This window comes from Pseudomonas sp. PDM10, assembly GCF_014852295.1.
GTDB lineage: Bacteria > Pseudomonadota > Gammaproteobacteria > Pseudomonadales > Pseudomonadaceae > Aquipseudomonas.
On the sequence record NZ_JACVBJ010000003.1, the window covers coordinates 418,433 to 439,616 of the forward strand.

Sequence of the window (21,184 nt, forward strand, 5' to 3'; positions counted from 1 at the left end):
GGCCGCGCCTACTTTTGCTCGCTTTGCGGTGTTACCCGCAGCACCTCCTCAATCGTCGTCAAACCCGCCGCCACTTTTTGCGCGCCTGACAATCTCAAACTGCGCATGCCTTCCTTGAAGGCCTGCCGCCGCACGGCCAGCAAATCGGTGTCGGGGTTGATCAGCGCTTTGACGCCGTCCGTCAGTTGCATGATTTCGTAGACCCCGGCGCGGCCGCGGTAGCCGGTATCGCGGCATTCAAGGCAACCGATGGCGCGATGTGCGTTGTTCGGCAACGGTGCCTGCCAGGGCCGGGTCAAGGTTTGCCAGTCTTCTTCACCCAGGGTCAGCGGCGCCTTGCAATGCGGACACAAGGTGCGGACCAGGCGCTGGGCCATAACGCCAAGCACCGTGGCTTTGATCAGGTAATGCGGCACGCCCAGTTCCAGCAAGCGGCTGATTGCGCTCGGCGCGTCGTTGGTGTGCAGCGTCGACAGCACCAAGTGACCCGTGAGCGCAGCCTGGATCGCCATTTCAGCGGTTTCCAGATCACGGATCTCACCGATCATGATGATGTCCGGATCCTGTCGCATCAGGGCGCGCACACCGGCGGCGAAGGTCAGGTCGATGTTGTGCTGGACCTGCATCTGGTTGAACGCCGGCTCGACCATTTCGATCGGGTCTTCGATGGTGCAGAGGTTGACCTCCGACGTCGCCAGTTTCTTCAGGGTGGTGTACAGCGTGGTGGTTTTGCCGGAACCGGTCGGACCGGTGACCAGGATGATGCCGTTGGGCTGGCTCGTCATGTCCTGCCAGCGGCGCAAGTCATCGGCGGAGAAGCCCAACTGATCAAAGTTCTTGAGCAGTACTTCCGGGTCGAAGATCCGCATGACCATTTTTTCGCCGAAGGCGGTCGGCAATGTCGACAGGCGCAGCTCGACTTCGCCGCCGTCCGGGGTTTTGGTCTTGACCCGGCCGTCCTGGGGTTTGCGTTTTTCCGCGACGTTCATCCGCCCGAGGCTTTTCAGGCGGCTGACGATGGCCATGGTCACTTGCGGCGGGAATTGATAGACGTTGTGCAGCACGCCGTCGATGCGAAAGCGCACCGTGCCTTGTTCGCGTCGGGGTTCGATGTGGATGTCACTGGCGCGTTGCTGGAACGCGTACTGAAACAACCAGTCGACGATGTTGACGATGTGCGCGTCGTTGGCGTCCGGTTCCTGGTCGCTGGCGCCGAGGTTGAGCAGTTGCTCGAAATTGCCCAGGGTGTTCATTTGCTGATCGGCGTTGGTCGCGCCGGTGACCGATTTGGCCAGGCGGAAAAACTCCACGCTGAAGCGCTGGATGTCGACCGGGTTGGCGACGACACGTTTGATCGGCAGTTTCAGCACATGGGTCAGGTCGGCTTCCCAACCGGTGACGTAGGGCTGGGCGCTGGCCACGGTCACTGCGTCGCGGTCGATAGACACCGCAAGAATCTTGTGGCGCTGGGCGAAGGCGTAGGACATCAGCGGGGTAATCGCCGCCACGTTGATTTTCAGCGGATCGATACGCAGATAAGGCTGGCCGGCCTGCTGCGACAGCCAAAGCGTCAGGCTTTCCAGGTCGAGGTGTTTACCGGGACGGCTGAGGTCGTCCAGAAGTTGGCTGGCGATGAATTCCAGCGGGTGCGTCTGGCCATTGGCTGCGTGACGGCGTCGAGCATTGAGCGCGTGTTCGGCCGAATCCTGACTGATAAAACCTTGGGCGACCAGTTCACGCAGCAAATCATTGAGATCCAGCCAGCGGTCCTGAATGGCAAGTTGAACGGACATGCGGGCTCCTCATGAACAACAGTTCGCAAAGGATAGTCGCGGACCGGCAGACCGTTGGGCCACTACTCGACGAAGCCGTGTCGAGTTTTTTCAGCCCGCCGCCTGTGCCGGTTCATTCCACACGCAATCAACCGCTTGCAGCTCAACTGAACAGACGCTGATCAGGTTACGTAATTTTTCCGCGATCACTTGGGCGCGGTGCCAGTTTAGGCCGTCTATCACGATGTCGATCGACAACAGATCGTCCATCCGCTGCACGTTGACCTGTTGTGGCGTCAGAAACTGCAAAGCGAACAGGTTGAGCGCCCGGCACAGCAAGTCCGGTTCGGCCTCGGCCAGCAATTGATAGTGAACGTGGCAGTGGGCGTTGCTGACGTTCCAGACATCGGCGCGGGTGTGCGGAGTGTTTACGGTTTCTAGATGCGGCATGGTCGATCTCCAAAATCACTGGAGGAATTTTTACATTCGGTGCCGGGCATTTCTTATCTATGATTGGGCTTATTGGCGATTGTTTGAATTGCTTGATTCGATAAGTTATCAATCAAAGGTTTTTTTATGCATAGCGAGCTGGATGGCTACGACCGCAAGATTCTCGCGTTGCTGCAAGAGGACGCTTCGCTTTCCAGTGCGCAGATTGCGGAACAGGTGGGGTTGTCGCAGTCGCCGTGCTGGCGGCGGATTCAGCGGATGAAGGAGGAGGGGATCATTCGCGGGCAAGTGACCTTGCTCGACCGGAAGAAAATCGGGCTTAACACGCAGATCTTCGCTGAAATCAAACTCAACGCTCACGGGCGTTCGAACTTCACCGAATTCACCGAGGCGATTCGCGGTTTTCCCGAAGTGCTGGAGTGTTATGTGCTGATGGGGTCGGTGGATTTCTTGCTGCGGATTGTGACGGCGGACATCGAGGCGTATGAGCGCTTCTTTTTCGAGAAGCTGTCGATGGTGCCGGGGATCCAGGAGGTGAACTCGATCGTGGCGTTGTCGGAGATCAAATCCACGACGAGTTTGCCGGTGTTGCGCTGACCCTACACTGATCGTTCCCACGCTCCCGCGTGGGAATGCAGCCGGTGACGCTCCGCGTCACCTGGACGCGGAGCGTCCCTTGAGGCATTCCCACGCAGAGCGTGGGAACGATCATCATCGCGAGATTTACATGCGCAGCAGCATTTTCCAGGCACGATTCTGATACACCGCAATCGCCTGCTGCTTGCGCGCATCCAGCGATTCATCGGTGATCGGCTCGTTCGCCAATTGAGCAAGCTGTTTCAGCTCACCGTACAAGCGATCCATTTCCGGGATGTCCAGCACGCTGCGGGCGTGGTGCAGCCAAGCCTGGATGCGCTCGATGCGCGGCAGTTGCTCGGCCAGGTCTTCCGGCTGTTGCTGGTAACGCTGCAGTTGCAGGGAGGTCGCTTCTTCACCCAGCAGACGCGGCAACCAGCTGCCCAATTGCGCAGCGCCCTGGCGATTGCCACGAACGTTGCGATCGGCGGTCCAGGTGCGGGCCAGCAACCAGCGCGAAGTGTTCAGCGAGAACAAGCCCCAGCGCGGATCTTGCAGTTCTTCGAGGAACTGCTCCGGTGCAGCTTTGCGCACGTCTTCGTCGTCGATACCGGCCTGTACCAGCGGGCGCCAGTCTTCCAGCAAGGCATCCAGCGCGACGCGCAGATCGTGTGTCGACTGACGCGGTGCGGCTTGGCCCAGGCTGCTCAGCAACGCGCGCAATTCAGCCAGGTTTTCAACCCAGTCCAGCAACAGGCGCCAGTGGCCATTGAAGCGATACTGCTCGGCCAGGCGCTGGCTGCTGCTCAGCAAGTGCCAGCTCAGCGCGGCGAAAGCGTCGTCCAGCGGCATTTCGGCGGTGATCTGCGGCGCCGGCAGGCTCAACGAATAGCTGTTGGCGTCGTACAAACGATAACCGCGCTCGGCTTTGCTGATGTCACAGGGCATCAGGGCCAGGGTCGCGGCCAGTTCGGCGGCCAGTTCCAGCAGAGCGGCCGGCTCGCCTTCACGCAGTTCCAGTTCCAGCTCGCAGATTTCTTCTTTCTGCTTGCCCACGATCACGTGACCCAGATCCAGTGCGGCTTCGATCACCACTTTGGTCTTGCCACGGCCCCAGGCGATTTCCGCGCGTTCGCGGACGAAATCGGTGGTGAAGATCGGCTTCAGGGTTTTCTTGTCCAGTTCGGCCAGCTCTTCAGGCCAGCATTCGCCGTCGAGTTTCTTCACGTCGAGCTTGGCTTTGGGCAGGTTCCAGTCGTATTCGTTACGCTCGGACAAACCGGCGACGCTCTGGCCGCGGGTCTTGAGGGTCTGAATCACTTCTTCGCCATCGCGGCGCAGGCGCAGGGCAACCTTGGCGCGGGCCAGGTCGCGCTCAGGCGTGTCGAAGTACTGATTCATCAACTCACGGCGTTCCCAGCCACTTTTGTTGCGTTTTTTCAGGAGCGGGTGCTCGCGCAGGGCCGCGAGGGTTTCTCGGCTGACGCGGAGTTTGATTTCGGTTTCTTTCTGCATGGCCGGAAAATCCAGGATCGGGAGCGCAGCCGGGGGAAATGTGTGGCTGCCAAGGTCGTGCAGTGTACAGGAGTGAACGTACCTACGCGCCGCGACGGTTTATTCCTGTCGCCGGATGGTTCTATGATGGAGTTCAACTCGGGAGTTGGAGTCAGCGATGCCTTTGCCGTCCATGAAAGATCAGTTCGCTGCGCTGATCGCCGCACCGTCCGTCAGCTGTACGCAGGCCAGCCTCGATCAAACCAACCGTCCGGTGATCGATTTGCTGGCGACGTGGCTCGGCGATCTGGGTTTTACCTGCGACATCCAGCAGGTCAGCCCCGGCAAATTCAATCTGCTGGCCAGTTTCGGTTCCGGCCCCGGTGGCCTGGTGCTGGCCGGTCACAGTGACACGGTGCCGTTCGATGGCGCGCTGTGGCAGACCGATCCGCTGAAGCTGACCGAAGTCGACGGTCGCTGGGTGGGGCTGGGCAGTTGTGACATGAAGGGCTTTTTCGCGCTGGCCATCGAAGCCGTCATACCGCTGCTCGATCAGCCGTTCAAGCAACCGCTGTTGATCCTCGCCACTTGCGATGAAGAAAGCTCGATGTCCGGCGCTCGCGCCCTGGCCGAAGCCGGGCGTCCGCTCGGTCGTGCGGCGGTGATCGGCGAGCCGACCGGGCTCAAGCCGATCCGCATGCACAAAGGCATCATGATGGAGCGCATCGACATCCTCGGTCAGAGCGGCCACTCCTCGGATCCGCGCCTGGGCCACAGCGCCCTCGAAGCCATGCACGATGCTATCGGTGAACTGCGTGGTTTGCGGTTGGCGTGGCAGCGTGAGTTCCGTAATCCACAGTTCAGCGTACCGACGCCGACCCTGAATTTCGGCTGCATCCATGGCGGCGATAACCCCAACCGTATTTGCGGTCAGTGTTCGCTGGAGTTTGATCTGCGTCCGTTGCCGGGCATGGACCCCAATGCCCTGCGCGCTGAGATTCTGAAGAAGCTCAAGCCCATTGCCGAGTGGCATCAGGTGAAGATCGATTACGCGCCGCTGTTCCCCGAAGTGCCGCCGTTCGAGCAGGCCGAGGATGCAGAATTGGTCCGGGTTGCGGAAAAGCTCACCGGCCATCGTGCCGAAGCAGTGGCGTTCGGCACCGAAGCGCCTTATCTTCAGCGTCTTGGCTGCGAAACACTGGTGCTCGGCCCTGGCGACATCGCCTGTGCGCACCAACCGGGGGAATACCTCGAAATGTCACGTTTGCAGCCTACGGTGCATCTATTACGTCAACTGATTGAACATTACTGCCTGACACCGGCCAAAACGCCAATGCCAGTCGGTTGAGCGAGATCCCTGTGGGAGTGAGCCTGCTCGCGATAGCGGTGTGTCAGACACTTCAGTATCGACTGACATTCCGCTATCGCGAGCAGGCTCACTCCCACAGGGGCTGTGTCACGGCTGGCAAGCCTTGTAAATTGCCGGTGTCCCAACCCGTATTCATGAGGAGAGCGCGCGTGTCGCCAAGCCTGTTCCGACGATAACCATCAGCCCGCTGTGCGTTTTCTGTTTCGCCCATTTTTTGGCTGCTATTTATTACAGGCCCAGGTTCATGCCCGAATACGTTAATTGGCTTCGTCACGCTTCGCCTTACATCAACGCCCACCGCGATTGCACGTTCGTCGTCATGCTGCCCGGCGACGGCGTGGAGCACCCGAACTTCGGCAATATCGTCCACGACCTGGTGCTGTTGCACAGTCTGGGCGTGCGATTGGTGCTGGTTCACGGTTCCCGTCCGCAAATTGAAACCCGCCTGGCTGCGCGCGGCCTGCCCCCGCATTACCACCACGGCATGCGCATCACCGATGCCGCAACGCTGGAGTGTGTGATCGATGCGGTCGGCCAGCTGCGCATCGCCATCGAGGCGCGGCTGTCCATGGACATGGCTTCATCGCCGATGCAGGGCTCGCGTCTGCGGGTGGCCAGCGGCAACCTGGTGACGGCGCGGCCGATTGGCGTGCTGGAAGGTGTCGACTATCACCACACTGGCGAAGTGCGTCGGGTCGACCGCAAGGGCATCAATCGCCTGCTGGATGAGCGTTCCATCGTGCTGTTGTCGCCGCTGGGCTACTCGCCGACCGGTGAGATTTTCAACCTCGCCTGCGAAGACGTCGCCACCCGTGCGGCCATCGATCTGGGGGCGGACAAGCTTCTGTTGTTCGGTGCTGACCTGGGGCTGATCGATGAAAACGGTCGTCTGGTTCGTGAGTTGCGTCCGCAACAAGTGCCAGCGCATCTGCAGCGCCTGGGCAGCAACTATCAGGCTGAGCTGCTGGATGCGGCCGCTGAGGCCTGCCGCGGCGGTGTCGCCCGCAGCCATATCGTCAGTTATGTCGAAAACGGCGCATTGCTTACCGAACTGTTCACCCGCGATGGCGGCGGTACGCTGGTGGCCCAGGAGCAATTCGAGGTGGTGCGCGAAGCGGCCATCGAAGACGTCGGTGGTTTGCTGGACTTGATTAGCCCGCTGGAAGAGCAGGGCATTCTGGTTCGGCGTTCCCGCGAGGTGCTGGAGCGTGAGATCGAGCAGTTCAGTGTGGTCGAACGCGAAGGCATGATCATCGCGTGTGCGGCGCTGTATCAGATTGCTGATTCGGATGCGGGGGAGTTGGCGTGTCTGGCGGTGAACCCGGAGTATCGCCATGGCGGTCGTGGTGATGAGCTGCTGGAGCGCATCGAAACCCGCGCCCGGGCGCAGGGGCTGAAAACCTTGTTCGTATTGACGACCCGCACCGCTCACTGGTTTCGCGAGCGTGGGTTTGTGCCGAGCAGTGTTGAACGTCTGCCATCAGCGCGGGCGTCGCTGTACAACTACCAGCGTAATTCGAAGATCTTCGAAAAAGCCCTCTGACCGCACGCTTGATCGTTCCCACGCTCTGCGTGGGAATGCCTCAACGGACGCTCCGCGTTCGGCTCTAGATGGGACGCGGAGCGTCCCGGGCTGCATTCCCACGCAGAGCGTGGGAACGATCATCAATCCTGCACAAACTTCGCACTGACATACGGCGAATAATCCGGCAGCACCGTCTCGACCTTTCCTTGTTCCTTCAAGAACTTCGCCGTCTCGCCAATCGCCTTGGCCGTGCCGCCTTCCAGCAGCGCGGTGGTCTGTTGGGCTTTTGCATCCGGGAACGTGGAACCGGCCAGCAACTCCGGCACATCGACGGCATTGGCACCGGTCAGTTTGGCGATTTTTTGCACCGGTACCGAGTCAGCAGTCCAGCTGTCCTTATGCGCGGCATAGTCGGCGAACGCGTCCAGCGTGACCTTGGCGAATTTGGCCACCACCTCTGGGTGCTTCTCGGCGTAATCCTTGCGCGCGACCCAGACCTCGAAGGTCGGTGCACCCCATTGGCCGACCTGTGCCGCGTCGGTCAAGGTCTTGCCAGTCTTGCGAATTTCCCCCAGGGCGGGTGACCAGACAAACGCCCCATCGATGTCACCACGCTTCCACGCCGCCGCGATTTCCGCCGGTTGCAAATTCACCACTTTGACTTTCGAGGCATCCAGGCCCCAGTGCTTCAACGCACCCAGCAAACTGTAGTGGGAGGTTGATACGAAGGGGGTGGCGATGGTCTTGCCGATCAGATCATCCGGTTTATCGATGCCGCTGCCATTGCGCACCACGAGTGCTTCAGCAGCGTTGATCTGGGCGGAAACAATGAACGCAACGATTGGCAGATTGCGCGAAGCCGCGGCTGCCAGCGGACTTGAGCCGAGGTTGCCAATCTGCACGTCGCCAGAAGCAATGGCAGTAACCACTTCCGGGCCGCTATTAAAACGACGCCAATCAATTTTCTGGCCTATGGTTTTCTCGTACAGTCCGTCTGCCTGGGGGACTTTGCTGGGGTCGATGCCGGTTTGATAACCGATTGTGAGGTTTGCCGCTTGAGCGCTGAAGGATATTATTAGCGATACACAAACTGTAACAATTGAGCCGGATAGTGCGCGTTTGGTGGTCATGGCGCTGCCTTTCGATAGTGATTGATCGTGGACTGCATCAAAACTAATCGATCTAAAAAAAGGCTAACAAATACCATTTAGGAATTAGCTTATGAGCCGGTGCCCGTGTCCTGGCTCAAGAGGTGTGCGGAGCTTAATTCCTAAACGGTATGAAAAAGAATTGGGTGATTCTTTTTGGGTTTATGAAGCGTTCATTGCCCGGCAAGGAGCGAATTTACTGGGGATTAGACTATGGTCGTAGACACACAAAGTTACGATTGACTTGTGAGTCACGGTCTGGCGCTAATCGTGCATCTTAGGATCCGAGGCAATTAACCCCGGACCAGGAATACAAGAATTAGAAACGATAGGAGCGAAACAATGAACAAGTCCACCTTGGCTCTGGCCGTGGCCGTAGGGGTTTTGGCGCAGCAGGCAGGCGCCGCGGGTTTCCTGGAAGACAGCAAGGCTTCCGTCAGCTCTCGCACCATGTATTTCAATAACGATAACCGAGAAGGCGGCGCGGATCAGAGAGAGACCGCTGAAGGCCTCAAGTTCGATTATCTGTCCGGTTTCACCCAAGGCACTGTCGGCTTCGGTATCGACGCCCAGGCCCTCGTAGGTATCCATCTGGACGGCGGCAGAGGCCACCACCCAGCCAACAACAACACGTTCTTCCCAAGCGACAGCGATGGTTCGGCTGTGGACGAATGGAGCCGTGCAGCAGCTAACGTCAAGGCACGCTTCTCGAAGACCGAAGCCCATCTGGGTGGCGCTCTGCAGCCTAACTTGCCAATTTTGGTAGCGAACGACAGCCGCCTGCTGCCACAGACCTTTGACGGTGGCACCCTCACCTCGAAGGAAATCGACAACGTGACCTTCAACGCAGGTCAGCTGGAACACTCGGCCGGTCGCGCCTCGTCAAACTCCACCGGCCTGGCCGTGGCTGGCGGTACTCATGACAGCAACCAGTTCCGCTATGGCGGTGCTGACTGGAAGGTCACCAAGGACCTTACCTTGCAGTACTACCACTCGGATCTGAAGGACTACTACAAGCAGGACTTCTTCGGCTTGATCCACGTCTTCCCGATCAACGCCAACCAGTCCTTCAAGACTGATATCCGCTATTTCGACAGCAGCTCCAACGGCAAGAACGGTGATGCGGGTTATCGCTTCAACAACAACAACGGTTACGCCAGCAAGCCGGGCGAGGTCGATAACAAGACCTGGAGCGCCATGTTCACCTACACCCTGGGTGGCAATGCCTTCTTGCTGGGCCATCAGCGCGTCAACGATGACGGCGGCTTCGTTTACCTGAACCAGGGCAACGTGGTTGATGGCAATGGCCATGCGGAAGGCAATGGTGGCGCAAGCTTCTATCTGTTCACCGACTCCATGATCAATGGTTTTGTCCGTGCCGGTGAAAACACCACCTTCGGTCAGTACTCCTATGACTTCGCAGCGTTGGGTGTACCGGGCCTGAAAACCTCGATCGCCTACCTGCACGGCGATAACATCAAGGCAACGAACGGCAGTGGCCCTGATGCGTCCGAGTGGGAACGCGACATGCGGATCGACTACACCATCCAGCAGGGCGCTCTCAAAGGTTTCGGCGTGACGTTGCGTAATGGCGTCTACCGTGGCAGTGAAGTCAGCAACAACCCTGATGTTGACCAGACCCGTCTGATCTTCAACTACACCTACAGCTTCTTGTAATAGCCATCAGAAAAAACCTCGCCCGCCGGCGAGGTTTTTTTTTGTGTTTTTTTTAATATTCCAAATATAGCTTAAGTAGTAATTTTTTATTCTTTTTAGCTTTTAGGCCAAACGCCTAAAGTGGGTGGCTTATGAGCCGATACCTTGTGTCCCGACTCAGAGTAATGGCACGAAGCTATATTCCTGAATGGCATGAAAAGTAATGAAATAATTCTTTTTGTGTTTATCATGCGGACCAAAATCACAGAGGTCAGGCCATCGCCGTAGTCACACGGTCTGGCACTCACCGAGCATTTCAGGATCCAGGGCATTCGACTCAGGACCTTAAAAATTAGAAACGATAGGAGCGAAACAAATGAACAAGTCCACCTTGGCCCTGGCTGTGGCCGTAGGGGTTTTGGCGCAGCAGGCAGGCGCCGCCGGTTTCATCGAAGACAGCAAAGCTACTTTGGGGCTGCGTAACTTCTACATCAACACCGATAACCGTGATTCCGACGCGGGTACCGCCAGGGTCAAGGCCAACGGCGTTCAAAGCAAGAACGAAGAATGGGGTCAAGGCTTCGACCTGCGCTTCATCTCCGGCTACACCCAAGGCACCGTCGGCTTCGGTATCGATGCTATCGGCCTGCTGGGTGTGCGTCTGGATTCGGGCGGCGGCACTAACGGCGCCACTTCGACTTCTTACGGCGGCACTGTTTTCCCAAGCAAGTCTAACGGTGAAGCGGTTGATAACTTCTCCAGCCTGGGTCTGACGGCCAAGGCCAAGATCTCCCAGACTGAGCTGAAGTTGGGCACCCTGCAGCCAAAACTGCCGGTTATCGTGACCAACGATGGCCGTCTGCTGCCGCAAACCTTTCAAGGTGGTCAGATCACCTCGAACGAAATCAAAGACCTGACACTGGTCGGTGGTCAGATCGAGCACGCCAAGGGTCGTAACTCCAGCAACAACGAAGAGTTGTCGATTGCTGGTGCGAACTCCCCCACCGCTTCCGGCCGTGACAGCAACAAGTTCATCTACGGTGGTGGCGACTACAAGATCACCAAAGACCTGACTGCCCAGTACTACTACGGCAACCTGGAAGATTTCTACAAGCAGCACTTCCTGGGTCTGGTTCACAACTGGTCGATCGGTCCGGGCGTACTGAAGTCTGACTTCCGTTACTTCAACAGCCGTGACGATGGCGCCAACGGCCATGAGTCCGCCTACTTCACCACGGGTGACTACGGTACTGGCATCACCAAAGGCAAAGTCGACAACAACCTGTATAGCGGCCTGTTCCTGTACTCGGTTGCCGGTCACACCTTCGGTGGCGGTTACCAGGTCAGCAACGGTAACAGCGATTTCCCTTGGTTGAACCAGGGTGACGGCTCGTCGGCTTACCTCACTACCGACTCGCAGATTGCCAAGTTCGCTCGCGCCGGCGAACGTACCTGGCAAGCTCGCTACTCGTATGACTTCGCCAAGCTTGGCCTGCCAGGCGCAACTGCCGGCATCGTTTACCTGCGTGGCGATAACATCGACACCACCGGTAAAGTGGGTGCTGCTCAGACTAGCGTTAACGCAACCGGCCGCTCTGAGTGGGAACGCGACCTGACCCTGGCGTACGTAGTCCAGGAAGGCCCACTGAAAAACCTGGGCCTCACGTGGAAAAACGCCATGTGGCGCAACGACATCCCGGGCCAACGCGACCAGGACGAAAACCGTCTGATCGTCAGCTACTCGATCCCGCTGTTGTAATAGCACTCGCGTAACTGAAGTAAAAAAAGCCCCGCCCGGCATCTCGCCGGGCGGGGCTTTTGCATTTTCAAGTCAGGCTCACCCCCGTAAACCCTCCTCGAAATTTCCCTCTTTGTGCAGCAACTCAAGGCCTTCTCGAACCTTGTGGGCGATGGTCGTCCTGATCGTCGCCGAGGTCCAGTGAACACATTTTTAATATTCATTTACGATCTAAATAAATCGATATTTATTCTTTTTAATGAATAAAAAATGCAGGCACAGTTGACCTCAACAAGCACTCACCAGGAGCAGCACCATGAGCCTCAGACTGGGCGACATTGCCCCCGACTTTGAACAGGATTCCAGCGCCGGCACCCTCCGTTTCCACGAATGGCTGGGCGATAGCTGGGGTGTGCTGTTTTCCCACCCGGCGGACTTCACCCCGGTGTGCACCACGGAGTTGGGCTTCACTGCCAAGCTCAAGGACGAATTTGCCCAACGTGGTGTGAAAGCCATTGCCCTGTCCGTGGACCCGGTGGATTCGCACCACAAGTGGATCGAAGACATCAACGAAACCCAGAACACCCTCGTCAACTTCCCGATCCTTGCCGACGCCGACCGCAAGGTCTCGGACCTCTACGACCTGATCCACCCGAACGCCAACGACACCCTGACCGTGCGTTCGCTGTTCGTGATCGACCCGAACAAAAAGGTTCGGCTGACCATCACCTACCCGGCTAGCACCGGCCGTAACTTCCATGAAATTCTGCGAGTGATCGACTCGCTGCAACTGACCGACAACTACAAGGTGGCCACCCCGGCCAACTGGCAGGACGGTGATGAAGTGGTAATCGTGCCGTCGCTCAAGGACGAAGACGAAATCAACAAACGCTTTCCCAAGGGCTATCGCGCGGTGAAGCCGTACCTGCGTCTGACGCCACAGCCCAATCGTTGAATTGATCGTTCCCACGCTCTGCGTGGGAATGCAGCCCGTGACGCTCCGCGTCACTGGACGCGGAGCGTCCCTTGAGGCATTACCACGCAGAGCGTGGGAACGATCAGCAGGGATTTCGGGCCGTTTTTACGGCCTGTTTTTTTGCCCGGAAAAGCTATTTCATATAGATCTATAAAGAATAACCAAATGAATAAATATGATTTATGGATATAACAATCACCTGTTAAGGTCACTTCCATCAACGCGAGATCGCAAACCGCGAATCGCCAACACCGTTCAAGGAATCCTCTGAATGCTGGTCGTCTCACTCGGTGGCAGTCCCAGCCAACGCTCCCGTTCCGGCGTACTGCTGGAGCGCTCCCAACGCTGGTTGCAGGGGCAAGGTGTGGAAGTGGTGAGTTACCAGGTACGGGACTTCCCGGCTGAAGACTTGCTGCATGCGCGCTTCGACAGCCCGAAGGTGATCGACCTGCTGCAACAGATTGAAAACGCCGATGGCCTGCTGATCGCCACGCCGGTCTACAAAGCATCGTTCTCCGGCGCATTGAAAACCGTGCTGGACCTGCTGCCCGAACGCGCCCTGGCCCACAAAGTGGTTTTGCCAATGGCCACCGGCGGCAGCATCGCTCACATGTTGGCGGTGGATTACGCGCTAAAACCGGTGCTGTCGGCGTTGAAAGCCCAGGAAATGCTCCACGGGATTTTCGCCGTAGACAGCCAGATCGCTTACGGCGAAGGCAGCGTCCAGGCGCAGTTGGCGCCGGAGCTGGAAGAAAGACTGAATGAATCGCTGGAGCTGTTTTTCAGCGCCATGGCCCGACGGCCCAAGCCGATCGATCCGAACCTGTTGAATGAACGTTTGTTGAGTGCTCGCTGGAGCATTTAAGCCTTACCCCAATTTGAAGTACTCACCTTACTCAGCCGCTAACGGCCAAGCAGGTGCAGCCAAAACCCAACTGCAAAAAGGAGAGCGCCATGCGCACTGTCATTTTGCGTCGTGGTCTGGTCGCTCTGTTTGCTGCGGCTGTGTCCTTCGGCGTTATTTCTCAAGCACAGGCCGAGACGTTGCGAATCGGCTATCAAAAATACGGCACTTTGGTGCTGCTCAAAGCCAAGGGCACTTTGGAAAAACGCCTCGCCGCCCAAGGCGTGGACGTGCAATGGACTGAATTCCCCGGCGGCCCGCAATTGCTCGAAGGCCTGAACGTCGGCTCCATCGACTTCGGCGTGACGGGTGAAACGCCACCGGTATTCGCTCAAGCAGCCGGTGCCGATCTGCTCTACGTCGCCTACGAACCGCCGGCGCCTCACAGCGAAGCGATCCTGGTGCCGAAGGACTCGCCGATCAAATCGGTGCAGGACCTCAAGGGCAAGAAAGTCGTCCTGAACAAAGGCTCCAACGTTCACTACCTGCTGGTCCGCGCGCTTGAAGATGCCGGCCTCAACTACACCGACATCCAGACCGTATTCCTGCCGCCGGCCGATGCCCGCGCTGCGTTCGAACGTGGCAGTGTCGATGCCTGGGTGATCTGGGACCCGTACCAGGCCGCCGCCGAACAACAGTTGCAAACACGCACCCTGCGTGATGGCCAAGGCATCGTCGACAACCATCAGTTCTACCTCGCGACCAAGCCGTACGCGCAGAAAAATCCTGAGGTGATCAAGACCCTGGTGGAAGAAGTGCGCGCGGTCGGTGAGTGGTCCAAGGCCAATCCCATCGAGGTGACCCAACAAGTCTCGCCACTGCTCGGTTTGCCGGCGGACATCACCCTGACTTCGGTGAAACGCCAGGGTTACGGCGCGCTGTTCCTCACGCCTGAAGTGGTCGCCGCGCAACAGAAAATCGCCGACAGCTTCTACCAGCTCAAGCTGATTCCAAAGCCGCTGAGCATCAAAGACGTGATCTGGACGCCACCGGCGGCCGTTGCCAACGCTCAGTAATTCGAATCCCTAAGGAGACCACTCCATGAGCCTCAATATCTTCTGGTTCCTGCCTACCCACGGCGACGGCCATTACCTTGGCACCGCCGAAGGCGCCCGCGCCGTCGACCACGGTTATCTGCAACAAGTTGCGCAAGCGGCGGATCGTCTGGGCTTCGGCGGGGTGCTGATTCCTACGGGTCGCTCTTGCGAAGACTCGTGGCTGGTCGCCGCGTCGCTGATCCCGGTGACCCAGCGTTTGAAATTCCTCGTCGCGCTACGCCCCGGGATCATTTCCCCGACGGTGGCCGCGCGTCAGGCTGCGACGCTGGATCGCCTGTCCGGCGGCCGTGCGTTGTTCAACTTGGTAACCGGCGGTGATCCGGAAGAATTGGCCGGCGACGGTTTGTTTCTGACTCACGAAGAGCGCTATCAAGCCTCGGTGGAATTCACCCGCATCTGGCGCCGCGTGCTGGAAGGCGAAACCGTCGATTACGACGGTCAGCACATCAGCGTGAAGGGCGCGAAATTGCTCTACCCGCCGATCCAGCAACCGCGCCCGCCGCTGTACTTCGGCGGTTCTTCGGAAGCGGCGCAAGACCTCGCGGCAGAGCAGGTCGAAATGGTTTTGACCTGGGGCGAGCCGCCGGCTGCGGTTGCCGAGAAGATCGAACAAGTACGCGCCAAAGCCGCGAAGCTCGGGCGCACCGTGCGCTTCGGCATTCGTTTGCATGTGATCGTTCGTGAAACCAATGCCGAAGCCTGGCAAGCGGCGGATCGGCTGATCTCTCATCTGGACGACGACACCATCGCTCGTGCCCAGACTTCTCTGGCGCGTTTCGACTCGGTCGGTCAGCAACGCATGGCCGCGCTGCATGGCGGCAGCCGTGACAACCTGGAAGTCAGCCCCAACCTGTGGGCCGGTGTCGGCCTGGTGCGTGGCGGTGCCGGTACAGCATTGGTGGGCGACGGTCCGACCGTGGCCGCTCGCGTAAAGGAATACGCGGACCTGGGCATCGACACGTTCATCTTCTCCGGTTATCCACACCTGGAAGAGTCGTACCGCGTCGCCGAATTGCTGTTCCCGCACCTCGATATCGAGCGTCCGGAATTGCCGAAAAGTGCCGGTTACGTCAGCCCGTTTGGTGAGATGGTCGCCAACGACATTCTTCCCAAAGCCGCGTCGCAGAGCTGAGGCGCGCCATGAAGAAAATCATCCATAGCCTCGCGCCTTGGGCGTTGCCGTTGTTGCTGCTGGCGGTGTGGCAGTTGTCGGTGTCGGCGGGCTGGTTGTCGACACGGATTCTGCCGGCGCCAATCGCCGTCATCGAAGCTGGCGTCAGCTTGGTGCGCAGTGGTGAAATCTGGACGCACCTGGCGATCAGCGGCTGGCGTGCAGCGCTGGGATTCGCCATCGGCGGCAGCATCGGTCTGACCCTGGGCTTCATCACCGGCCTGTCGAAATGGGGCGAACGCCTGCTCGACAGTTCGATGCAGATGATCCGCAACGTGCCGCACCTGGCGCTGATTCCACTGGTGATCCTGTGGTTCGGCATCGATGAGTCGGCGAAGATTTTCCTGGTGGCGTTGGGCACGTTGTTCCCGATCTACCTCAACACGTATCACGGCATCCGCAACGTTGATCCGGCGCTGGTGGAAATGTCCCGCAGTTATGGCTTGTCCGGTTTCAGCCTGTTCCGTCAGGTGATTCTGCCGGGGGCGCTGCCTTCGATTCTGGTCGGCGTGCGGTTCGCACTGGGCTTCATGTGGCTGACGTTGATCGTCGCGGAAACCATTTCCGCCAGTTCCGGCATCGGCTACCTGGCGATGAATGCCCGGGAGTTCTTGCAGACCGACGTGGTGGTACTGGCGATTCTGTTGTACGCCGTGCTCGGCAAACTCGCCGACCTCGCGGCCCGTGGACTTGAACGCGTGTGGTTGCGCTGGCACCCGGCCTATCAGGTTGTTAAAGGAGGTGCGGCATGACGGCTCAACAACCTCCACGCCTGCTGCGCGGGATTCCGCTGGCAGTGCGCAAACTGCAGAAGACTTTTGGTACGCGCCAGGTTTTGCGCGAGATCGATCTGCACATCCCGGCCGGTCAGTTTGTCGCTGTGGTCGGTCGTAGCGGTTGCGGCAAAAGCACCTTGCTGCGCTTGCTCGCCGGTCTCAACAAGCCCACGGGCGGTGAATTGCTCGCAGGTTCTGCGCCGCTGAGTAAGGCGCGGGAAGACACTCGATTGATGTTCCAGGAAGCGCGCTTGCTGCCGTGGAAAAAGGTCATCGACAACGTCGGCCTCGGGCTCAAGGGCAACTGGCGTCCGCAAGCGCTGGAGGCGTTGGAGTCGGTGGGCCTGGCGGATCGCGCCAATGAATGGCCGGCCGCCTTGTCCGGTGGCCAGAAGCAACGGGTGGCCCTGGCCCGCGCGCTGATCCACCAACCGCGTTTGCTGTTGCTGGACGAACCGCTGGGCGCGCTTGACGCACTGACCCGAATTGAAATGCAGCAACTGATCGAGCGGCTCTGGCAGAAGCACGGTTTTACCGTGTTGCTGGTCACCCACGATGTCAGTGAAGCGGTGGCGATTGCCGATCGGGTGATCCTGATCGAAGAGGGCGAAGTCGGCCTCGACCTGCACGTTGAGCTGCCGCGCCCTCGGGTTCGTGGCTCCCATCGGCTGGCGGCGCTGGAAACCGAAGTACTCAATCGCGTGCTGGCGTTGCCCGGCGAACCGCCGGCACCGGAACCTGTTTCACCATTGCCCACGCAGTTGCGCTGGGCTCAATAACTCAAGCCTTATCCAACGACAGGAATCAACATCATGACGATCAAAGCCATCAACGTTCGCAACCAGTTCAAAGGCTCCATCAAGGAAATCGTTCTCGGCGACGTGCTGTCCGAAATCGACGTACAGACCGCTTCCGGCATCGTCACCTCGGTGATCACCACTCGCTCGGTGAAAGAGCTGGAACTGGTGGTCGGCAGCGAAGTGATCGCGTTTGTAAAATCCACCGAGGTGTCGATCGCCAAGTTGTAAGCGCGTGCGCAAACAACAACCCCGAACGGTTTAAGCCCTTCGGGGTTTTTTATGCGTGTTTTCCGGTAAATCAGCGGTGCGGCTATCGCGAGCAGGCTCGCTCCCACAGTTGATCTCCAGTGAGCATGAATTGTGTGCCCGACACTAACTCAATGTGGGAGCGAGCCTGCTCGCGATGAGGCCAAGATGGTCAGCGAATAATCAAACGGTGCGCTTGGGCAAATAGGGTGGCAAATACAGCCCCAAATACGCATCAAACACCCGCATCCCTTCCTCAGCCATGCGCGGCGTAATCTGTCCGTGTTGTTGCACCGAGCGCGCATAGACGCGGTCGCCGAGCTCCATGGCCAACGCAAACACATCAACGTCGGTCGGCAGTCTCGGCAGCTCGAAGTGATGATCGAAGAGTTTGTGCATCAAGTCGCCGAGTTCGATGTCGTGCTGACGGTCAGCCTGGGTGACTTCGGTCAGCCCGTGCTGGGCAAGGATCAGTTGGCGGGCGGCGGCGTCTTCGTCATAGATGTCGAGCATGCGCTGTTCCACCAGTCGCGACAGATCGCGCCAGCCGTTGAGGGCTTCGTGGTCGATGGGCGCTTGCAGGCAGGCACGGAACGCAGCATGGACATCGGCCGTCAGGGCTTCGAGCAGCGCCGGGACGCTGGCAAAGAAGTGGTAGACGGAGGAGGGCGGGATCTCCGCGCGTTCGGCGACGCTGTAGATCGACAGGCTGGCCACGCCCTCGGCAGCCAGCAGCGTGCGGGCGGCATCGAGTATCGAGTCGATCCGGGCCTGGCTGCGAGCGCGGGGTTTGCGAAGGGTGGCGGTGCGCGTCATTGAAGTCTCCTGCGGGGCAGCGGGCATTGTACGCAGAGCGGGCAGATGTTCCATATCCCCGTTGGGTCGCGAAGCGGCCCCAAAGCCTGCAGCTGCGGTGTGTCAGGCGTATCGCGTACAGAGGTTTTGCGACTGCTTCGCAGCCGAACGGGGATAAATCCCCTCGCCACAAAGTCTGTGTTCAGCCATAAAAAAACGCCGCAGGCTGTGAAGCCGGCGGCGTTGTTTTTACTGCAACCACTTACACGGTATGCAGGTACCAGTTGTACTCGAGGTCGGAGATGGAGTGTTCGAACTCCTCCAGCTCGCTCTCTTTACACGCGACGAAGATATCGATGTATTTCGGGTCGATGTACTTGGCCATGACTTCGCTGTCGTCCAGCTCACGCAATGCATCGCGCAGGTTGTTCGGCAGGCTTTGCTCGTTCTGCTCGTAGGAGTTGCCTTCCACGGGTGCGCCCGGCTCGATCTTGTTGGTCAGGCCGTGGTGCACGCCTGCCAGGACCGAAGCCATCAGCAGGTACGGGTTGGCATCGGCGCCGGCAACGCGGTGTTCCAGACGGACCGCGTCGGCGGAACCGGTCGGCACACGCACCGCAACAGTACGGTTGTCCAGACCCCAGCACGGTGCGTTCGGCACGTAGAACTGTGCACCGAAACGACGGTAGGAGTTGACGTTCGGGCAGAGGAAAGCCATCTGCGCCGGTAGGGTCTCGAGCACACCGCCGATCGCGTGACGCAGTGCGGCGTTCTGCTCGGGATCCTCACTGGCAAAAATGTTTTTGCCGTCTTTATCAAGAATCGAGATGTGGACATGCAGACCGTTGCCCGCCTGGCCCGGGTAAGGCTTGGCCATGAACGTGGTGTCCATTTCATGGTCGTAGGCGATGTTTTTGATCAGGCGTTTTAGCAGGACCGCGTAGTCGCAGGCCTTGATCGGGTCGGCAACGTGGTGCAGGTTCACTTCGAACTGCGCCGGGGCACTTTCCTTGACGATCGCGTCGGCAGGGATGCCTTGCTCTTTCGCACCTTCCAGAATGTCCTGGAGGCAGTCGACGTATTCGTCGAGGTCGTCGATCAGGTAAACCTGGGTCGAATGCGGGCGCTTGCCGGAGATTGGCGAGCGAGGCGGTTGTGGGCGACCGTTCACGTTCTCCTGGTCGATCAGGTAGAACTCCAGTTCGAACGCGGCGCAGATGGTCAGACCCATCTCGTCGAACTTGGCAACAACTTGACGCAGAACTTCACGGGGATCCGCGAAGAAAGGTTCACCTTCAAGTTCGTGCATGGTCATTAACAGTTGCGCGGTAGGGCGCTTCTGCCAAGGCTCGTTGCACAGGGTGTCAGGGATTGGATAGCAGATTCGGTCAGCATCGCCGATGTCCAGGCCCAGGCCGGTGCTTTCCACCGTCGAGCCATTGATATCCAGAGCAAATAGAGAGGCCGGCAGGTTGATGCCTTTCTCGTAAACCTTGTGGAGGCTGGTGCGTTCAATGCGCTTGCCGCGCACCACACCATTCATATCCGCAATCAGAAGGTCAACGTACAGAACCTCAGGATGTTCCTTAAGGAACGCGTTCGCTTCGTTAAGCTGAACGGCACGCGGGGGTACCGACATGATGCAACACCTTTGTTGTTAAAAATATCAATCATTGATCTCTTCGGATTCCAGTCAACCCGAACGGCATGCCGAAGTCAAGCGAGGCCTTTTTTGCCCTAAAAAAGCACCCGTGGGGCTTTTTTGAGGCACTTTGGGGCGTTTTTATGCCTTTGAGCGCTTTAGCGCCTGCGGGCTGGAGCAGGCCGTGTTGTATTTTTTACGGGGGTGTTGTGTAAAAAAATGAACAAGGCTAAGCTCGATTCAAACCCATAACACCAATAATACCGGGGTGCTTCATGGCTCGCCTGCCGTTAATCGGCGTCACCGCCTGCTCTAAGCAGATCGGTCTGCATGCTTATCACATCAGTGGCGACAAGTACGTCCGCGCCGTGGCCTCAGCGGCCAAGGGGCTGCCGGTGATTCTTCCGTCCCTGGCCGATTTGCTGGCACCGTCCGATATTCTGGACGGTCTGGATGGCATCCTCTTTACAGGCTCTCCTTCCAATATAGAACCGTTTCACTATAGCGGCCCAGCCAGCGCGCCGGGCACTGCTCATGATTCTGCACGTGATGCCACCACCCTCCCGTTGATCCGCGCCGCCGTCGAGGCCGGTATTCCCGTGCTCGGCATTTGCCGCGGCTTCCAGGAAATGAATGTGGCGTTCGGCGGCAGCCTGCATCAAAAAGTCCACGAAGCCGGTCCATTCATGGATCACCGTGAAGACGATAGCCTACCGCTTGAAGGGCAGTATGCGCCAAGTCACCCTGTGCACATTCAACCGGGTGGTGTGCTCGCAGGTCTGGGCCTGGCGAGCGAGATACAGGTCAATTCGATTCATGGTCAGGGCGTTGAACGTCTGGCGCCGGGCCTTTGCGTCGAAGCCTTGGCGCCTGACGGGTTGATTGAGGCAGTCTCGGTCCCGCAGGGCAAGGGTTTTGCTTTGGGAGTGCAATGGCATCCCGAATGGCAGGTAAGCTCAAACCCGGATTACCTTGCGATCTTCCAGGCATTTGGCGATGCCTGTCGTAAGCACGCATTACAACGCGACGCCGATGCGTCAAACAACGCCTGACTTATTAGAGTCAGGAAACTCAGCCTAAGAGGCATT

Annotated in this window: 19 protein-coding genes; 13 read left to right on the forward strand and 6 right to left on the reverse strand. The window is 58.7% G+C overall.

Annotated elements, in window-relative coordinates; all coding sequences use genetic code 11:
• Nucleotides 1-8: 8 nt before the first annotated feature.
• The gene (locus IB252_RS13035) at nt 9-1,793 is read right to left on the reverse strand and encodes a GspE/PulE family protein (protein ID WP_111448369.1); all 1,785 of its coding nucleotides are present in this window, start codon (nt 1,791-1,793) and stop codon (nt 9-11) included.
• A 90-nt stretch (nt 1,794-1,883) separates the two neighbouring features.
• Nucleotides 1,884-2,222, reverse strand: a complete 339-nt coding sequence (locus tag IB252_RS13040) for a hypothetical protein (protein ID WP_192409017.1) — start codon at nt 2,220-2,222, stop codon at nt 1,884-1,886.
• A gap of 126 nt (nt 2,223-2,348) precedes the next feature.
• Here IB252_RS13040 and IB252_RS13045 point away from each other — a divergent pair, with 126 nt between their 5' ends.
• The gene (locus IB252_RS13045; RefSeq protein ID WP_018927598.1) at nt 2,349-2,819 is read left to right on the forward strand and encodes an Lrp/AsnC family transcriptional regulator; all 471 of its coding nucleotides are present in this window, start codon (nt 2,349-2,351) and stop codon (nt 2,817-2,819) included.
• 126 nt (nt 2,820-2,945) lie between these two features.
• On the opposite strand, the gene IB252_RS13050 is transcribed toward IB252_RS13045, so the two are convergent.
• Nucleotides 2,946-4,313, reverse strand: coding sequence for an inorganic triphosphatase (locus IB252_RS13050; protein ID WP_111448372.1), 1,368 nt, complete (start codon nt 4,311-4,313; stop codon nt 2,946-2,948).
• Nucleotides 4,314-4,470: 157 nt separating this feature from the next.
• Here IB252_RS13050 and argE point away from each other — a divergent pair, with 157 nt between their 5' ends.
• Complete coding sequence (gene argE / locus IB252_RS13055; RefSeq protein WP_192409019.1) at nt 4,471-5,640, forward strand: acetylornithine deacetylase; 1,170 nt, start codon at nt 4,471-4,473, stop codon at nt 5,638-5,640.
• A gap of 265 nt (nt 5,641-5,905) precedes the next feature.
• On the forward strand, nt 5,906-7,204 hold the full coding sequence (gene argA / locus IB252_RS13060) for an amino-acid N-acetyltransferase (RefSeq protein WP_192409021.1): 1,299 nt from the start codon (nt 5,906-5,908) through the stop codon (nt 7,202-7,204).
• A gap of 122 nt (nt 7,205-7,326) precedes the next feature.
• Here the strand turns inward: argA and tauA are convergent, their stop codons facing one another.
• Nucleotides 7,327-8,316: a taurine ABC transporter substrate-binding protein gene (tauA, locus tag IB252_RS13065; protein WP_192409023.1), complete on the reverse strand. Its 990-nt coding sequence runs from the start codon at nt 8,314-8,316 to the stop codon at nt 7,327-7,329.
• Nucleotides 8,317-8,676: 360 nt separating this feature from the next.
• Here tauA and IB252_RS13070 point away from each other — a divergent pair, with 360 nt between their 5' ends.
• From IB252_RS13070 to IB252_RS13110, 9 genes are all read left to right on the forward strand, one after another.
• On the forward strand, nt 8,677-10,011 hold the full coding sequence (locus IB252_RS13070) for an OprD family porin (RefSeq protein ID WP_192409025.1): 1,335 nt from the start codon (nt 8,677-8,679) through the stop codon (nt 10,009-10,011).
• A 355-nt stretch (nt 10,012-10,366) separates the two neighbouring features.
• On the forward strand, nt 10,367-11,749 hold the full coding sequence (locus IB252_RS13075; protein ID WP_192409027.1) for an OprD family porin: 1,383 nt from the start codon (nt 10,367-10,369) through the stop codon (nt 11,747-11,749).
• Between the two features lie 295 nt (nt 11,750-12,044).
• Nucleotides 12,045-12,683, forward strand: a complete 639-nt coding sequence (locus IB252_RS13080) for a peroxiredoxin (RefSeq protein WP_046053759.1) — start codon at nt 12,045-12,047, stop codon at nt 12,681-12,683.
• A 292-nt stretch (nt 12,684-12,975) separates the two neighbouring features.
• Complete coding sequence (ssuE, locus tag IB252_RS13085; RefSeq protein ID WP_192409029.1) at nt 12,976-13,569, forward strand: NADPH-dependent FMN reductase; 594 nt, start codon at nt 12,976-12,978, stop codon at nt 13,567-13,569.
• An 89-nt stretch (nt 13,570-13,658) separates the two neighbouring features.
• On the forward strand, nt 13,659-14,624 hold the full coding sequence (locus tag IB252_RS13090; RefSeq protein ID WP_192409031.1) for a sulfonate ABC transporter substrate-binding protein: 966 nt from the start codon (nt 13,659-13,661) through the stop codon (nt 14,622-14,624).
• Nucleotides 14,625-14,649: 25 nt separating this feature from the next.
• On the forward strand, nt 14,650-15,798 hold the full coding sequence (gene ssuD / locus IB252_RS13095; RefSeq protein WP_192409033.1) for an FMNH2-dependent alkanesulfonate monooxygenase: 1,149 nt from the start codon (nt 14,650-14,652) through the stop codon (nt 15,796-15,798).
• Between the two features lie 8 nt (nt 15,799-15,806).
• Nucleotides 15,807-16,589, forward strand: coding sequence for an aliphatic sulfonate ABC transporter permease SsuC (gene ssuC, locus IB252_RS13100; protein WP_192409035.1), 783 nt, complete (start codon nt 15,807-15,809; stop codon nt 16,587-16,589).
• On the forward strand, nt 16,586-17,392 hold the full coding sequence (gene ssuB / locus IB252_RS13105) for an aliphatic sulfonates ABC transporter ATP-binding protein (protein ID WP_192409037.1): 807 nt from the start codon (nt 16,586-16,588) through the stop codon (nt 17,390-17,392). The genes ssuC and ssuB overlap by 4 nt, the downstream gene beginning before the upstream one ends.
• Before the next feature lie 33 nt (nt 17,393-17,425).
• Complete coding sequence (locus IB252_RS13110) at nt 17,426-17,641, forward strand: TOBE domain-containing protein (RefSeq protein WP_003229256.1); 216 nt, start codon at nt 17,426-17,428, stop codon at nt 17,639-17,641.
• A gap of 201 nt (nt 17,642-17,842) precedes the next feature.
• Here IB252_RS13110 and IB252_RS13115 read toward each other — a convergent pair whose 3' ends face one another.
• Together IB252_RS13115 and IB252_RS13120 are read right to left on the reverse strand one after the other, a co-directional pair.
• The gene (locus IB252_RS13115) at nt 17,843-18,475 is read right to left on the reverse strand and encodes a TetR/AcrR family transcriptional regulator (protein ID WP_192409038.1); all 633 of its coding nucleotides are present in this window, start codon (nt 18,473-18,475) and stop codon (nt 17,843-17,845) included.
• Nucleotides 18,476-18,716: 241 nt separating this feature from the next.
• On the reverse strand, nt 18,717-20,093 hold the full coding sequence (locus IB252_RS13120; RefSeq protein WP_008150449.1) for a glutamine synthetase family protein: 1,377 nt from the start codon (nt 20,091-20,093) through the stop codon (nt 18,717-18,719).
• A gap of 278 nt (nt 20,094-20,371) precedes the next feature.
• Here IB252_RS13120 and IB252_RS13125 point away from each other — a divergent pair, with 278 nt between their 5' ends.
• Complete coding sequence (locus IB252_RS13125) at nt 20,372-21,148, forward strand: gamma-glutamyl-gamma-aminobutyrate hydrolase family protein (protein ID WP_192409040.1); 777 nt, start codon at nt 20,372-20,374, stop codon at nt 21,146-21,148.
• Nucleotides 21,149-21,184: the final 36 nt, after the last annotated feature.

Bases quoted from the DNA above. Each gene is read 5' to 3' on its own strand.
- IB252_RS13090 (WP_192409031.1), top strand. From the start codon at position 13,659: ATGCGCACTGTCATTTTGCGTCGTGGTCTGGTCGCTCTGTTTGCTGCG.
- IB252_RS13070 (WP_192409025.1), top strand. From the start codon at position 8,677: ATGAACAAGTCCACCTTGGCTCTGGCCGTGGCCGTAGGGGTTTTGGCG.
- argE (WP_192409019.1), top strand. From the start codon at position 4,471: ATGCCTTTGCCGTCCATGAAAGATCAGTTCGCTGCGCTGATCGCCGCA.
- IB252_RS13080 (WP_046053759.1), top strand. From the start codon at position 12,045: ATGAGCCTCAGACTGGGCGACATTGCCCCCGACTTTGAACAGGATTCC.
- ssuD (WP_192409033.1), top strand. From the start codon at position 14,650: ATGAGCCTCAATATCTTCTGGTTCCTGCCTACCCACGGCGACGGCCAT.
- ssuC (WP_192409035.1), top strand. From the start codon at position 15,807: ATGAAGAAAATCATCCATAGCCTCGCGCCTTGGGCGTTGCCGTTGTTG.
- tauA (WP_192409023.1), bottom strand. From the start codon at position 8,316: ATGACCACCAAACGCGCACTATCCGGCTCAATTGTTACAGTTTGTGTA.
- IB252_RS13075 (WP_192409027.1), top strand. From the start codon at position 10,367: ATGAACAAGTCCACCTTGGCCCTGGCTGTGGCCGTAGGGGTTTTGGCG.
- argA (WP_192409021.1), top strand. From the start codon at position 5,906: ATGCCCGAATACGTTAATTGGCTTCGTCACGCTTCGCCTTACATCAAC.
- IB252_RS13050 (WP_111448372.1), bottom strand. From the start codon at position 4,313: ATGCAGAAAGAAACCGAAATCAAACTCCGCGTCAGCCGAGAAACCCTC.
- IB252_RS13040 (WP_192409017.1), bottom strand. From the start codon at position 2,222: ATGCCGCATCTAGAAACCGTAAACACTCCGCACACCCGCGCCGATGTC.
- IB252_RS13045 (WP_018927598.1), top strand. From the start codon at position 2,349: ATGCATAGCGAGCTGGATGGCTACGACCGCAAGATTCTCGCGTTGCTG.
- IB252_RS13125 (WP_192409040.1), top strand. From the start codon at position 20,372: ATGGCTCGCCTGCCGTTAATCGGCGTCACCGCCTGCTCTAAGCAGATC.
- ssuE (WP_192409029.1), top strand. From the start codon at position 12,976: ATGCTGGTCGTCTCACTCGGTGGCAGTCCCAGCCAACGCTCCCGTTCC.
- IB252_RS13110 (WP_003229256.1), top strand. From the start codon at position 17,426: ATGACGATCAAAGCCATCAACGTTCGCAACCAGTTCAAAGGCTCCATC.
- IB252_RS13035 (WP_111448369.1), bottom strand. From the start codon at position 1,793: ATGTCCGTTCAACTTGCCATTCAGGACCGCTGGCTGGATCTCAATGAT.
- IB252_RS13115 (WP_192409038.1), bottom strand. From the start codon at position 18,475: ATGACGCGCACCGCCACCCTTCGCAAACCCCGCGCTCGCAGCCAGGCC.
- IB252_RS13120 (WP_008150449.1), bottom strand. From the start codon at position 20,093: ATGTCGGTACCCCCGCGTGCCGTTCAGCTTAACGAAGCGAACGCGTTC.
- ssuB (WP_192409037.1), top strand. From the start codon at position 16,586: ATGACGGCTCAACAACCTCCACGCCTGCTGCGCGGGATTCCGCTGGCA.